Genomic DNA, 14176 nt, shown 5'->3' on the forward strand with positions numbered 1-14176 from the left:
GTAGTAATTTGATAGGGAGAAACAGATTGATGGAAGGAAAGTTGAACCATGAACTCATTAAATAAAGCCAATTTGGACAATAGCTTCTTAAACCAGATCCGCTATCAGCTTGAGTCCGTAGAAATACATAATTCTAATCTAGCCAGACTATTGTGCAAAATAATTCCTTCCAATTGCCCTTTTGAAAGAACTGTTAAACTTTTCGGTCGGACTCTGCTTCACATTCCACCTTTATGTAAATTGAACCCTCTTTATGAACAGATAGTTGGTCTTCGTTTTAAGTGTTTATTATATTTAGTCAATGAATGTGGTGAGGATGCCAGAAAATATTGCTAAACATAGGTTTCCATCAATCAAAAATAGATTGGAAAAATCTTTTTACTAAGAAAAATTGTATAGGAATCCTAGTTGCAATCAGATGTGAATCAGAAATAGGCTGGTAAACGACTGACAATCAATTTCACATTTAAAAGTACTGTTGAATGATGTCAGCCTCGATAAAAGGATCGCTTCAAGTATGGTGCAACGTGACTTCACACTAATTATTTTGGAGATTGGTACTACGTCTAAGATGATGTTTAAAAAGTATTATTGCTAACAATACAACCTCGGAGACCTAACCCCCTAGCAAACCTTACTGAGGATAAAGTAAGGGTTTCACAGCCTCTCCCTCTTGGCATCAGCCTGCCGTTAGGCAAGCAAAAAGAGAAATGGCAAATGGGTTTTTGGTATACTCCAGGACTTTTTAAACATCCTCTAACTGAGATTGATAGAATGAAAATAGTAGGAATTTTCACCATCTAGCCATCGAGACTCATGCCCTCTGAAATTGCTGTCGAGAAAAAAAAGTTAAAAAATCCACCATTGGAGCTTCATTATTTAGGCGATCGCGTGCTGCGTCAAGCTGCAAAGCGGATTTCTAAAGTTGATGACGAACTTCGCCAAATAGTGCGTGAAATGCTGCAAACTATGTACAGCAATGATGGCATTGGTTTGGCTGCACCCCAAGTAGGAATTCACAAACAATTAATTGTCATCGACCTGGAACCAGAGAACGCAGCTAATCAGCCTTTGGTGTTGATTAACCCCACCATTAAACAAGTCAGCCGCGATACCTCTGTTGCCCAAGAAGGATGCTTGAGTATTCCCAACGTATATTTAGACGTGAAGCGCCCCGAAGTCGTGGAAATCGCCTATAAAGACGAGTACGGTCGTCCTCGGACATTGAAGGCTAATGACCTCCTGGGACGATGCATTCAGCACGAGATGGATCACCTTAACGGCGTGGTATTTGTAGACCGTGTAGAAAACTCCTTGACTTTAGCCCAGGAGCTATCTAAGAATGGCTTCTCGTATCAAGCGGTGAAACCAATAGCATAGGGGGGCAATAGTGTATTTAACTCCAAAAAGCAGTTTATTTCTCGGTGGTTCTTGTGTAAGTGCGATCGCAGCCGTTGGTTCGATTTTTGAACTCGGTTACGGACAACCAGACTTTGGTGTGACAGCCACGGCAATTATCCTGGTATTAAGCATTCCACTCACCGGATTATTTTTCTTTGCCGCAGTGAAGGACGCACGGGCTAACATGAAATAAGCATCAGGTACATAAAAAAGGTAAAAGGATGAAGGAAAAAGGCAAAATTCATTCTTTTACCTTTTATTTTTGCTCTCCATTTTCCACTGCGCCTAAAGCTTTGAGCGTCACTAACTGCGCTGCGGTTAATCCTGTAACCCCGGTGATATTCATTTTTTCATAGGGTCGTGGCGATCGCAGTATTCTTAGGCAATTACCCGTCGATACATCCCAAAGCTTAATTGTCTCATCTTGGCTACCACAAATCAGAGTTTGACCATTGGGACTAAAGGCAACTGACTTTACCCAATTAGCCCCCTGCAAAGTTTTCAGGCACTTGCCATTATAGACATCCCATAATTTTATCGTTTGGTCTTCACTGGCACTAGCTAAAGTCTGACCATCGGGACTAAAGGCAACTGACCAAATTCGATTAGTATGTTCTTGCAAGGTTGTGAAGCACTTGCCCATGAAAACATCCCATAACTTCACTGTTTGGTCATCACTGCCACTAGCTAAAGTTTGGCCATCTGGGCTGAAAGTAACCGATCTGATCCGATTGCTGTGCCCCTCCAAAATATGGAGACATTTTCCTGTATAAATATCCCATAACCTGACTCTTTGGTTTTCACTGCCACTAGCTAAAGTTTGACCATCGGGACTAAAGGCAACCGATCTTACCCAACTGGTATGCCCTTTCAAGGTTTGGAGACATTTTCCGGTGTAGATATCCCATAATTTCACCGTTTGGTCGTCACTGCCGCTAGCTAAAATTTCACCATTTGGACTAAAAGCAACCGATCTAATTCGATTGGTATGTTCCTGCAATTTTTTCAGGCATTGCCCCGTCTGAACATCCCATAATTTAATTGTTTGCTTTTCACTGCCACTAGCTAAAATTTGACCATCAGGACTGAAGGCAATTGACCGTACCCAACTGTTATGCCCCTCCAAAATTTTGAGGAACTTATCGTTACGGACATCCCATAATTTCACTGTTTGCTTTTCACTACCACTAGCTAAAATTTGACCATCGGGACTAAAGGCAACTGACCTTACCCGATTGCTATGTCCCTGCAAGGTTGTCAAGGACTTACCATCCTGGACATTCCATAACTTCACTGTTTGGTTTTCACTACCACTAGCTAAAGTTTGACCATCGGGACTGAAAGCAACTGACCTTACCCGATTGGTATGCCCCTGGAAGGTTTTTAGACATTTACCATCACGAAGATCCCATAATTTCACACTTTGGTCGTCACCACCGCTAGCTAAAGTTTGACCATCGGGACTAAAGGCAACCGACCATACCCGATTGGTATGTCCCTGGAAGGTTTTCAGACATTTACCATCACGAAGATCCCATAATTTCACGCTTTGGTCGTCACTGCCAGTAGCTAAAATTTCACCATTGGGACTAAAAGCAACCGATCTTACCCAACTGCTATGTCCCTGCAAAATTTTCAGGCATTTACCATCACGAACATCCCATAACTTCACTGTTTGCTTTTCACTGCAACTAGCTAAAGTTTCACCATCGGGACTGAAGGCAACTGACATAATTCGATTGGTGTTCTCCTGCAAAGTTATCAGACATTTGCCGATGTGGACATTCCATAACTTTACTGTTTGGTCTTCACTGCCACTAGCCAACGTTTGACCATCAGGACTAAAGGCAACTGACCTAACCCAATTACTATGTCCGTGCAAGGTTTTCAGACATTTACCATCACGAACATCCCATAATTTCACTGTTTGGTCATCACTACCACTAGCCAAAGTTTGACCATCGGGACTGAAAGCAACTGATTTTACCCAACTGCTATGTCCAATACAGGTAAACAGTAGCTTTCCATCGTCAACTTGCCACAAGTAAGTTTTGCCATCAGCATCACCCGTAGCCAAAAGTTTTCCATCCGGGCTAAATGCAACTGACGAAATACTAACTAATGTTTCTGCAAAAACGCATTTAGCTAAATCGGTATTGGCAAAATTCACCCGATGCAAATTCACACTTTGTAAATATGCTTGCCAAATGGTCAGATTTGAAAAGTCATAGCCGCTAAAATCAGTTTGTAGTTGACAAAGAATATTTAATAGATTTCCACCTGCATATCCTGCTGTTTGGGGAGTTTGTCGCAGGGACAATAAAATTTGATATAGATGATGTTCAATATTTTTAGCATATCTAAAAATAGTTGATAACCTATCTATAATTGGTTTAATAATTAGGGTAATCTGAGTGTTTCTAATATAATCTTTGGCCGTCGCTTCCATTAAAGCATGGTTGATAAATAATCTAATATTACAAGTGGTAATTTCGTCACAAACCTGTTCAATCAGTTGGTCGGTGATATATTCCATCACCACAGATTGGAGGGTGAAAAGTGCTGTTCTTTGTTCAATTAGCGATCGCCTCCGTAGAGATTCTAGCGCCTCCATCACTTCCCTTTTGGTCAAGGGACGCACAATATCATTGAGCAATTCGTCTAGAGAAACTAACTCGCGCTTGATTGCTAGCCAATAAATTATTTCTTTTTCGATCTCTGACAATCGCTCAAATTGCTGGTCTAGTAAATTCCGGGTGTCGCCAAAAATTATCTCTCCTTCAGCCAGAAAAGCAGCAATATCACCACCAAATAACTCCCGAATTGGCTCAGAAACTAGCTTTAATGCCAAAGGATTGCCGGAATACTTCTCAACTAGCTTGGCCCATTCTTGTGGTGAACCAAATAACCCTTTATCTTGGAGAATTTCTTGCCCTTCTGTTTTTTCTAAGCCGAGTAACGATAGTGTTCTGACTGGTGATGCTTCTCCCTCTAAAGGAGCAAATTCTTTTGGTTTTTCACGAGATGTCAGCACCAAACAGCTTTGATGTGGTTCTTCCCCTACCCGACTAAGTAGTTGACCATAATCTTCATATTCTTGTCTATATTGTCCGGCGCGATCGCCTTCTTGTAAAATTGTCTCTGTGTTATCAAATACCACAAGACAACGATGCTCTCGTAAATAATTCATCAGCAGCGTTACTCTACCATCTACGCTTTCTGGCAAATCTGTTTCTCTCTCATCAGATAAAAACCCGATCAGGTTTGCCAACATCTCTGCAACAGGTGGCGCATTGCGGAGACTCCGCCAAATCAAATACTCAAAATTCTCCTGAACTTCCTTTGCCAATTTCACAGATAAAGCAGTTTTGCCGATTCCGCCCATTCCCAATATTGCCACTAGTTGGCAGTTATCCTTAATGAGCCACTGCGTTAGCTGAGACAATTCTGCTATGCGTCCCCGAAAAAAGCAGACACCAGGCGCTTCACCCCAATCTTGACGGTTTTGGGTAATGGATTTCTCATTATCTGAAGATGCTTGATACTCAGATTCTATAACTTGCTGTAACTTAGTGAGCTTACCTGGGCCACTACCAGTAACATTAAATTTCTTGTAAACTTCGCTCAATCTTTTGCGTACTGCTTCGGCACTGATTGCCAATTTTTTCGCGATCGCATTTGGCGATTGTCCCTCAACAGCGTGTAAAAACACCTCTATCTCGCTGCTAGACAAGCACCGTTTTTCGGCTAAAGCCAAAAGAAGGTTTTCGGGAATGACACTCATACTCACACAAAAACACACTACACACCAATGTTAGCTCACTATGTGAGTCAATCTTCCTGCAACAAGTGAGCATTCATTGACGAAGGGAACAGGGGACAGCGAATAAGGGACAGTTTTTCTGATTTTCTTTTCCCTCTTTAGCCAGATATTTCAGGCATTTTTATAGTATCTTATGCTATTTAGATAATTTTCTTTATAGTTTACCTTGACCTAAGTAACTTAGTTACTTTATAGTGAGTTTAACAGTAGAAACCACAGTGACTTAGTAAGGTTACGGGTGAATTAAAGAAACTTAGTGAGTAATACATAAAGGCAAAGACTGGAACTGCAAATTCTGAAAAAGGCATACAAATTGCGTGTAGGAATTTCGAGGGTTCAATGCGCGTAATGCGCGTTCTGTGCTGCTACGCGCATTGAACGCCTAATTTTTGATATCCAGATTGCCCTGGTAATTCATCAAAGAGCTTAATTTTTCATCAGCCGCAAATATCAAAACCACCTTTGTTGGTATTCCCACTCCACTCAGGAGTAGGACTTTTGTCTACCTTGACTTGGTGGGAGCAAAACTGTGGAGATTCGCTGTTTCCTTAGTGTGGTCGGGGGAGCGCAAACTGCTACCTAGATTCAACTTTCAAAACAGGAAAAAACTATGAAACCCAGTCTCAAAGATAACGATAATCTGTTGTTCAAGTGGTTTTGTATAGGATTCAAATATTTTCTGCTGGGGCTGCTGGGGCTGGGAATAGCCTTTGTTGTGTCTCACACTTTTGAGGCAAATGCGATCGTTGGAATGCTTTTATCGGCAAGTCTACGGTCATGGATTACGAGGATAGCGATTTTTTTAGTCTGTCTATTTGCGATCGCCATGATGTTTGAGTCTTGGGGTTAAGGCTCATATTGACCATAAATAGCCTTTAGCTGAGTGAAGGTCAGCCAAAGGCTTCGTAATCTTTTCACTTGGAGATGATATCATGCCTAACAACAACGGCTCTGGGGTAGAAACACTTTCGCCACTTTTAATCATCTTAGTGGCAGGGTCAATTTCTTTAGCGATCGTTAATAAAGCTAATCACCCGGCATATTTTGACATCGTTAAAATAGCCATAGCCTACAGCTTTGGCTCAATCAAGTCCCAAGGAAAAAGTAAACATTCCGATCGCCAGGATGAGGTAGATCGAGACGAGTTGAAATAGCAGACGTGAAGGCAGTAAAAATACCTGTTTTTTACTGATAGTCTACCAAAGGTGAGTTGCAGATTATAATTTACTTCTAAAATAGAAGAATGCTGTCAACTCCCACTCAACTATTGCGACTTTCTCAAGGACAACTTAACTTACTAGAAGCTTGTCCGCGTAAATTTCAACATACCTATCTCGAAAAACTCAATTCCCCCTCCAATCCAGAACAAGAAGAACGGCAAACTTTGGGTAGTCGTTTTCACTTGCTAATGCAACAGCGAGAAATGGGTTTGCCAATTGATAGTTTTCTGCAAGCAGATGCTCAACTGCAAAGCTGGATGCTGGGTTTTGCTGATGCAGCACCAGAAATTTTAACGGCTGCATCTGATAATCAAACTTTCCGTGAAAGCGAACACTACCGCACTCTGCAAGTTCAGGATTATTTGCTCACAGTTATCTATGATTTATTGATTGCAGATAACCAACAAGCGCAAATTCTCGACTGGAAAACTTATCCTAAACCACCCAATAAACGCAAGTTAGAATCCAACTGGCAAACACGGCTTTATCTATATGTATTGGCAGAAACTAGCGACTATTTGCCAGAAAAGATTTCTATGACTTATTGGTTTGTCCAATCTGAGGGTAAACCGCAAAATATTAAATTTAATTACAGTACTACTCAACACGCACAAACAGGAAAGAAACTTAATCAACTATTAAGTCAGTTAACTAATTGGCTGGAAAATTACCAAAATAACCAGCAGTTTCCGCAAGTGGTGGAGGGTAGTAAAAACTGTGATTATTGTCAGTTTGCCAAACGGTGCGATCGCATACAAGTTAATGAAGAAGCAGTGAAAGACTCATTGCCAAATTTTGACAGTATTCAAGAAGTCTCACTCAACCCTATACATTAGAGGATGTTTGTAAAATCCAATCGGGGTATAAAGAAGTTATAACTTTTAAAAGTATGTAAATTTATGTCAACCTTTGACGAAACTGAAGCAATTTATGTACGCGAATTAGGAATTGATGACATTGCTCCCGTTTATCACTTGGGAGAAAGCTTATTTACCAGCGATTTATACCCTTATTTATACCGAACCTGGGATGAATGGGAGGTGATTGGACTTTACAACACCGATCCAGAATACTGTCTTGTGGCTGAAACAGACGGAGAATTAGCAGGATTCATTTTAGGAACTATCATCACCAAAGCATCCTGGACTTATGGATATATTTTATGGCTGGGAGTTAGCCCGAAATATCAGCGTCGGGGAGTTGCAGACAAGTTGGTTGATAAAGTCGTCGCCCGGATGATTGAAGATGGGGCGCGGTTCATGTTGGTAGACACTGACCCTACCAATACTTCAGCATTAAAGTTTTTTAGTCGCAAAGGTTTTGGTAATACTCGCCAGCATATTTTCTTGTCTATGAATTTAAGCAAGCATGAATATTATGGCAGATTGATTGATTACGAACACCAAAAAGCTGAAAGAGCCGGTTACAAGCGATCGCGTCCAGCAATTCGTGCCCGTAAAGCTGATAGTGTAGCTAATGAAGTCGTTCTCAATCCTCTAGCAAATGAATCTCCAATCACTGAGGAGCAATCTCCAACCTAACAAAAGTTAGGAGTAGCCCTTTCAAGGTGGGTAAAATTTTGGGACGATCGTTTCTCCGTGTTCTCTGTGCCTCTGTGGTTCAATAAATTACTTTCAACCCGTAGATGCATAGAAAACGCAGAGAGAAAAGCATGATAGCGATTGTTAATTTTGAATTTAGAGCAAAGTGGCGTGACTTATGTGTATAGAATTTGGGCGGGAAATCTGCGGCAATCTTGAGATTGCAGAATCGCGGGAGTGGTTAGTTACTAACGGTATTGGTGGTTACGCTTCTGGGACTGTGGCTGGTTTATTAACTCGCCGCTATCACGGACTATTGGTAGCAGCATTAAAACCACCTTTGGGTCGCACTTTAATGCTGACAAAACTAGATGAAACTGTCCTGTACGATACTCGCTCTTATTCTCTAGACACCAATCGTTGGGCAGATGGTATTGTCAATCCGCACGGTTATCAGCATATTGAACGTTTTTCTCTGGAAGGTACAATTCCTGTATGGCATTTTGCTATTGCCGATGCCTTACTAGAAAAACGGGTGTGGATGCAACAAGGTGCGAACACAACTTATGTTCAATATACTTTGCGTCGTGCCACTCAACCGCTAAAGTTGACGCTCAAAGCAATAGTCAACTACCGCGATTATCACAGCGACACTCAAAGCAATGGTTGGCAGATGTCTGTTGAGGAGGTGGAACAGGGAATTTGTGTAACTGCTTATCCGGGTGCTGTACCACTATATCTACTGAGTGATTCACCTAAAGGCGATGCCTACGGCGGCAAGCTACGCAACGCTTCACGCCCTAGTGTATCTGTTGTCCACAATTGGTATCATGGCTTTGACTTAGCAGTTGAACGCTATCGGGGATTGAGAGATAAAGAAGACCACCTCCACGCCGCCACCTTTGAAGTTACACTGAATCCTGGGGAAGCGATGTCTACGACGGGCTGCGCCTACGCCATTGTAGCCAGCACAGAAAAACAACCAAATCTCAATGGTGAAGCGGCACTAAAGTTACGTCGCGCTCAAGAGCAGAAGTTAATAGGATTTTGGAAAACTAATCGACCCCTAAAAACTAAGGAATCACCTAGCTGGATCAACCATCTAGTACTAGCTGCTGACCAGTTTATTGTCGATCGCTCATTGCCAGAAGACCCCTACGGCAAAACCATTATCGCTGGTTATCACTGGTTTAGCGACTGGGGACGCGACACGATGATTAGTCTACCTGGTTTGACAATTTCCACTGGTCGTCCAGAGTTAGCACGCTCAATTCTTCGCACCTTTGCCAGATACGTAGACCAGGGAATGTTACCTAATCGCTTTCCCGATGCGGGGGAGCAACCAGAATATAATACAGTCGATGCTACTCTCTGGTATTTTGAGGCAGTCCGCGTCTACTACAGCGCTACAGACGATGATACCTTGCTTGGTGAACTCTTTCCCATACTTGCAGACATCATTGATTGGCACTGTCGCGGTACACGTTACAACATCCACCTCGATGCCGCCGATGGCTTACTTTATGCAGGCGTTGCTGGTGTACAACTGACCTGGATGGATGCCAAAGTTGATGATTGGGTAGTTACGCCCCGAATTGGCAAACCGATTGAAGTTAATGCCCTCTGGTATAATGCTTTACGGACAATGGCAAAGTTTGCCCGTCAACTTGGGAAACCACACCAAGAGTATGAGGCAATGGCAGAGCGGGCAAAGTATAGATTTTCTCGCTTCTGGAATGAAGAGACAGGTTATTGCTATGACGTTTTAGACAGTCCTGATGGTGATGATGGGTTGTTGCGACCTAATCAAATATTTGCTGTTTCATTACCAGAAAGTCCGCTCACACCTTCTCAGCAAAGGGGTGTGGTGGAAGCTTGCGGGCGATCGCTGTTGACTTCTTATGGATTGCGATCGCTTTCCCCCGATCATCCTCAGTATCAGGGTAAATACGGTGGTAATCAGTATCAACGTGATGGAGCCTACCACCAAGGGACAGTTTGGGGTTGGTTGTTGGGGCCGTTCGTCTTAGCACACCTGCGCGTCTATAAAAATCCCGAACAGGCTCGTCAATTTTTGGAACCAATGGCTAATCATTTGACTGCACACGGTGTTGGCAGTCTCAGCGAAATTTTTGATGGTGATGCCCCCATGACTCCACGGGGATGCATTGCCCAAGCGTGGACAGTGGCAGAGGTTTTGCGTGCTTGGTTTGCGACAATGAGTTGATATGCCGAACCGTGGTCTATCTACAAAGTCGATTTTGTCAAGAATTTTTAAGAAATTAACATCCTTCAGAAAAGGAAAGACGTAATGCTGAAGTAATCCTCAAAAGTTTATAGACACGCTTTAGTGTTAGGAGGAAAATATGGCGTCAGGAATGATGATCGAAGGCAAATAGACAACCGACATCCAAATCTGATTCTCTCTAAATAGTGACAAAGGCTTGTTGTTACCACCCCGCCTCGGAATCAATTTCGAGGATTAAAAATTTTAAGGTAATTCTCAGCAGAAATTAATTTAATTACTAGTAAATGCATTTAGATTATTATTAGATAAAAATTCGCGGATTTGAGATGGCAATTAAATAAAAATATTTAGCAATCTTTTTGGAATGGCTGCACTTTTCACTGTAGGTATGCAACAGAGGTAAGTTAAAATCAGCTATAACGAAAGATGTAGCGGTTAACAGTAACTTTACATTTAGCAGTCTGATTTTATGAGAAGAATTCAGAACTCAGGAGTCAGAATTCAGCATGAATTCTGTACGAGTGGGTGATAGCGACGCGTAAAGCGAGTCTGCAAGGTCTGAATATTGCTTAAAAGCGAGTGGAATAGTGGGCGAAAAAAATTAAAATATTCTCGCCTTAAAACTCTATCCCTTTATGGGTAGAATATTCTGAATTCTGAATTCTGAATTCTGACTCCTGTTTTATTTTTAAAGCTTTATTAAACACCTAAAACGCAACCTGAACAGTGAAGCAAATCATCAAACTTGGGATAAATATAGATCCATGTTCCTTACAATTACGCCTCACGGTTGGTATTGCATCATTTTCAGCTTTGGTATTAGGTAGTCTTGCTACATGGACTAGTTGGAAAATGCAGCAAATTTTAGTTGATAGTCATAAATATAATATAGAACAAATTGCCAAGCGCTTGCCGCAAGATGTACAAATTTATAGTGAAATGATGCAACCTGAAACTGGGTTACAAAAAGCTATTAATAATTTAGCAAATACCAATACATTATTATGGCTAAAAAGTCCTGATAATAAAATTTTAGCAAAATCTACCACTTTGAATTTATTATCTGATACTACGGTAGCTGAATTAATTACCCTGACTAAGATGCCGATTAAACCACAAGTTTACAAAGTGAACCAAAGCTACTTTGTTCTATGTGGTAGTTCTGTACAAGTGCAAGGTAAATTATTAGGTGAGTTATTTGTAGTCAAGGATATTACCCGCGAACAGAGAATGTTTGTAGTAATGGTGCAGAGTTTAGGTATTACTAGTATTTTGGCAATTATTGTTTTAACTGCTGCGATCGCATTTTATATTAAGCGTTCTCTGCAACCTCTGCGTCAGCTAAATCAAATGGCTTCTGTGATTTCCGCTGAAGATTTAGGACAAGCACAGCTATATCTTGATAATGCACCCAGTGAAGTTAAAGAGTTAGCTCAAACTTTAACCATGCTGTTATCGCGCCTTTCCCAATCATGGGAGCAAGAACGAGAATTTGTGAGTAATGTTTCTCATGAATTACGCACACCTTTAACAATTGTACATGGTTATTTACAAAGCGTCTTGCGAAGGCAGAATAACTTAACCCAAACTCAACAAGAAGCTTTAGAAACTGCGGCATCGGAAGCTGAACGCACTATTCGTCTGCTACAAGATTTACTTGATTTAGCGCGTGCAGATAGCGGATACCTATATTTTCAAATGAAATCTTATGTACTGAATGACTTGGTTGAAGAAGTTGTCATGATGGCAAAAAAATATAGCGATCGCACAATTACAATCGAGTCAGAAATTTATCCAATTGAGATAAAAGCAGATTATAGTCGCTTGAAACAAGTATTATTAAATTTAATTGATAATGCCATTAAGTATTCTGATGCTGATACACCGATAATTTTTAAGTTAGATCGGCTTCAAGATCGGGCCATTATTCAAGTTTGTGACAAAGGTTATGGCATTCCTTTACAACAACAAGCACGGATATTTGAGAGATTTTATCGTGTAGATGAATCTCGCTCTCATACTACTGGGGGTTGTGGTTTGGGTTTATCGATTGTTAAGACTCTTGTAGAAGGTATGGGAGGTAGTGTCAGTGTGGAATCAAAGTTAGGAGAAGGGAGTATGTTTACAATCAGTTTACCTACATATAGTAGCTCTATCTGATTTGTAAAAATGCACGGTGTTTAGATCCCCGACTTCTTTGAGAAGTCGGGGATCTAATTTTTCACAAATGATTTAGGATTGCTATAGTAGCTCTATCTGATTTGTAAAATTTGCAAGACTCAGATCCCCAATTTCTTGATTTTATTGCAGATATAGTACAGATTACAGATAAACTTGGCGTTGCTGAATTCCAGGATGAAAATGATTTTGCTTGATTTCAAAACCTTTGTAGATACTTGGTAATGTAACATTTCTACACCAAGATTCATACATCTAATCAGCAATGCCAGAAATTTAAGCATCGGGTAATCTATTTGGAAGTCACTCCGTTTCCTGTGAGAATAAAGGCAGCCCTCGTTTAACTGGCAAAGCGGGTTTGGGTTTATCGATTGTGAAACACCTAACCGAAGGTCTGGGAGGCAAAATTGCCATCCTTTCAAAGCCAGGTTATGGGTAGCACTTTTATTCTCACATCACCTGCTTTAGGAGCAAAAATATGACAGCACATATCCTTTTGGTGGAAGATGAAGTCAAACTGGCGCGATTTGTCGAATTAGAACTTAATAGCGAAGGCTACCGGGTAAGTGTCGCCCATGATGGCATTGCGGGCTTGACTCTGGCGCGAGACTCATCACCAGATTTAGCGATTCTAGATTGGATGCTTCCAGGGTTGACAGGTTTGGAAATTTGTCGGCGTTTGCGAACAACAGGTAGTACAGTACCAGTGATTTTGTTGACAGCAAAAGATGAAGTGAGCGATCGCGTCGCCGGATTAGATGCAGGAGCCGATGATTATGTAGTTAAGCCATTCAGCATTGAGGAACTATTAGCTAGAATTCGCGCTCATCTCCGGCGCACGCAAGAAACAGACGAGGATTTGTTGCAATTTGAAGATTTAAGCTTAAATCGGCGCACTCGTGAAGTATTTCGGGAAAAACGAAGCATTCAGTTAACAGCAAAAGAATTTGACTTATTAGAATATCTCCTTTCACATCCCCGTCAAGTATTTACTAGAGATCAAATTTTAGAGAAAGTTTGGGGTTACGATTTCATGGGTGATTCTAATATTATTGAAGTATATATTCGTTATTTGCGACTTAAGTTAGAAGAAAATAACGAAAAACGTTTGATTCATACAGTCCGTGGTGTAGGCTATGCACTACGGGAGTAATCGTAATGACTTGGTGATTTCGAGAAAAGCAACATATTCAAGATAAAAGAGGAACATGAAGAAAAAATGGGCTGTTAAACGACTGACAGTAAATCTTACAACCGAGGAAATGAAGAAACTTGAACAATACTGCGCTCTCACGGGAAGACCAGCAACAGATGTAATTCGAGAATTGCTCCGAGGTCTTGAGGTTGACAATACTGAAAACTCTGAGATAGAAACAGCAGACTCAACAATAACTGTTGGCAGTTGGTCAAAATCACAGTAAATATCGACTCGAATATAGCATTTACTAATCAGAATGAGGTATAACTTAACCTCACCCCCAACCTCTTAATAAAAAGAGGGGTTGGGGGTGAGTTTTTAATATGCACTTCATGCACCTGGGAACTTCTATATTCCGCCAAATTAACGTTTTTACGCCTTTTGCCTTTCCTATGTCTTAACAAGCATCGATTATGGGCATCATAATCCCAGTCCGAATACATCAGCTAGCAGCCAGAAAACTATTTGGCAGCAAGTTTTTCATTTATAAATATAGTATCAACCGATGGTATGTAGTTTTAGACCTTATCTCTTTGTTTCTCGATATAGTTTGTACGCTGTATTTCT

General features: G+C 41.0%; 12 protein-coding genes. 11 read left to right on the forward strand and 1 reads right to left on the reverse strand.

Features of this window, described 5'->3' with window-relative positions; genetic code table 11:
• Positions 1-48 precede the first annotated feature (48 nt).
• From RMX69_RS16945 to RMX69_RS16955, 3 genes are all read left to right on the forward strand, one after another.
• The gene (locus RMX69_RS16945) at positions 49-336 is read left to right on the forward strand and encodes a Mo-dependent nitrogenase C-terminal domain-containing protein (protein WP_289798202.1); all 288 of its coding nucleotides are present in this window, start codon (positions 49-51) and stop codon (positions 334-336) included.
• 480 nt (positions 337-816) lie between these two features.
• A complete protein-coding gene (gene def / locus RMX69_RS16950; protein WP_322638155.1) occupies positions 817-1380 on the forward strand; it encodes a peptide deformylase in 564 nt (187 codons plus the stop codon).
• Positions 1381-1390: 10 nt separating this feature from the next.
• On the forward strand, positions 1391-1594 hold the full coding sequence (locus RMX69_RS16955; RefSeq protein ID WP_289798204.1) for a hypothetical protein: 204 nt from the start codon (positions 1391-1393) through the stop codon (positions 1592-1594).
• Positions 1595-1657: 63 nt separating this feature from the next.
• Here the strand turns inward: RMX69_RS16955 and RMX69_RS16960 are convergent, their stop codons facing one another.
• A complete protein-coding gene (locus RMX69_RS16960; protein ID WP_322638169.1) occupies positions 1658-5185 on the reverse strand; it encodes an NB-ARC domain-containing protein in 3528 nt (1175 codons plus the stop codon).
• 649 nt (positions 5186-5834) lie between these two features.
• Between RMX69_RS16960 and RMX69_RS16965 the strand changes: the two genes are divergently transcribed.
• The 8 genes from RMX69_RS16965 to RMX69_RS17000 all read left to right on the forward strand — a co-directional run bounded on the left by RMX69_RS16965 (position 5835) and on the right by RMX69_RS17000 (position 13832).
• Positions 5835-6074 carry a hypothetical protein gene (locus RMX69_RS16965; protein WP_289798206.1) on the forward strand — a complete coding sequence of 80 codons (240 nt, stop codon included), beginning with the start codon at positions 5835-5837 and terminating at the stop codon, positions 6072-6074.
• 82 nt (positions 6075-6156) lie between these two features.
• Complete coding sequence (locus RMX69_RS16970; protein ID WP_289798207.1) at positions 6157-6378, forward strand: hypothetical protein; 222 nt, start codon at positions 6157-6159, stop codon at positions 6376-6378.
• A gap of 89 nt (positions 6379-6467) precedes the next feature.
• Positions 6468-7280 carry a PD-(D/E)XK nuclease family protein gene (locus tag RMX69_RS16975; protein WP_322638156.1) on the forward strand — a complete coding sequence of 271 codons (813 nt, stop codon included), beginning with the start codon at positions 6468-6470 and terminating at the stop codon, positions 7278-7280.
• 63 nt (positions 7281-7343) lie between these two features.
• Positions 7344-7985 (forward strand): GNAT family N-acetyltransferase, encoded by a 642-nt coding sequence (locus tag RMX69_RS16980; protein WP_322638157.1) that lies wholly within the window; start codon positions 7344-7346, stop codon positions 7983-7985.
• A 178-nt stretch (positions 7986-8163) separates the two neighbouring features.
• Positions 8164-10212 carry an amylo-alpha-1,6-glucosidase gene (locus RMX69_RS16985; protein ID WP_322638158.1) on the forward strand — a complete coding sequence of 683 codons (2049 nt, stop codon included), beginning with the start codon at positions 8164-8166 and terminating at the stop codon, positions 10210-10212.
• A gap of 747 nt (positions 10213-10959) precedes the next feature.
• Positions 10960-12393: a HAMP domain-containing sensor histidine kinase gene (locus RMX69_RS16990; protein ID WP_322638159.1), complete on the forward strand. Its 1434-nt coding sequence runs from the start codon at positions 10960-10962 to the stop codon at positions 12391-12393.
• A 496-nt stretch (positions 12394-12889) separates the two neighbouring features.
• Entirely contained in the window at positions 12890-13564 is a 675-nt protein-coding gene (locus tag RMX69_RS16995) for a response regulator transcription factor (RefSeq protein WP_094351405.1), read from the forward strand.
• 55 nt (positions 13565-13619) lie between these two features.
• Positions 13620-13832, forward strand: a complete 213-nt coding sequence (locus tag RMX69_RS17000) for a CopG family transcriptional regulator (RefSeq protein ID WP_289798212.1) — start codon at positions 13620-13622, stop codon at positions 13830-13832.
• The last annotated feature ends 344 nt before the right edge of the window (positions 13833-14176 follow it).

Source organism: Nostoc sp. EspVER01 (assembly GCF_034530635.1).
Taxonomy (GTDB): domain Bacteria; phylum Cyanobacteriota; class Cyanobacteriia; order Cyanobacteriales; family Nostocaceae; genus Nostoc.

Coding starts and splice junctions, on each gene's coding strand:
- RMX69_RS16945 (WP_289798202.1), top strand. CDS start 49: ATGAACTCATTAAATAAAGCCAATTTGGACAATAGCTTCTTAAACCAG.
- RMX69_RS16995 (WP_094351405.1), top strand. CDS start 12,890: ATGACAGCACATATCCTTTTGGTGGAAGATGAAGTCAAACTGGCGCGA.
- RMX69_RS16965 (WP_289798206.1), top strand. CDS start 5,835: ATGAAACCCAGTCTCAAAGATAACGATAATCTGTTGTTCAAGTGGTTT.
- def (WP_322638155.1), top strand. CDS start 817: ATGCCCTCTGAAATTGCTGTCGAGAAAAAAAAGTTAAAAAATCCACCA.
- RMX69_RS16980 (WP_322638157.1), top strand. CDS start 7,344: ATGTCAACCTTTGACGAAACTGAAGCAATTTATGTACGCGAATTAGGA.
- RMX69_RS16975 (WP_322638156.1), top strand. CDS start 6,468: ATGCTGTCAACTCCCACTCAACTATTGCGACTTTCTCAAGGACAACTT.
- RMX69_RS17000 (WP_289798212.1), top strand. CDS start 13,620: ATGAAGAAAAAATGGGCTGTTAAACGACTGACAGTAAATCTTACAACC.
- RMX69_RS16985 (WP_322638158.1), top strand. CDS start 8,164: ATGTGTATAGAATTTGGGCGGGAAATCTGCGGCAATCTTGAGATTGCA.
- RMX69_RS16960 (WP_322638169.1), bottom strand. CDS start 5,185: ATGAGTGTCATTCCCGAAAACCTTCTTTTGGCTTTAGCCGAAAAACGG.
- RMX69_RS16970 (WP_289798207.1), top strand. CDS start 6,157: ATGCCTAACAACAACGGCTCTGGGGTAGAAACACTTTCGCCACTTTTA.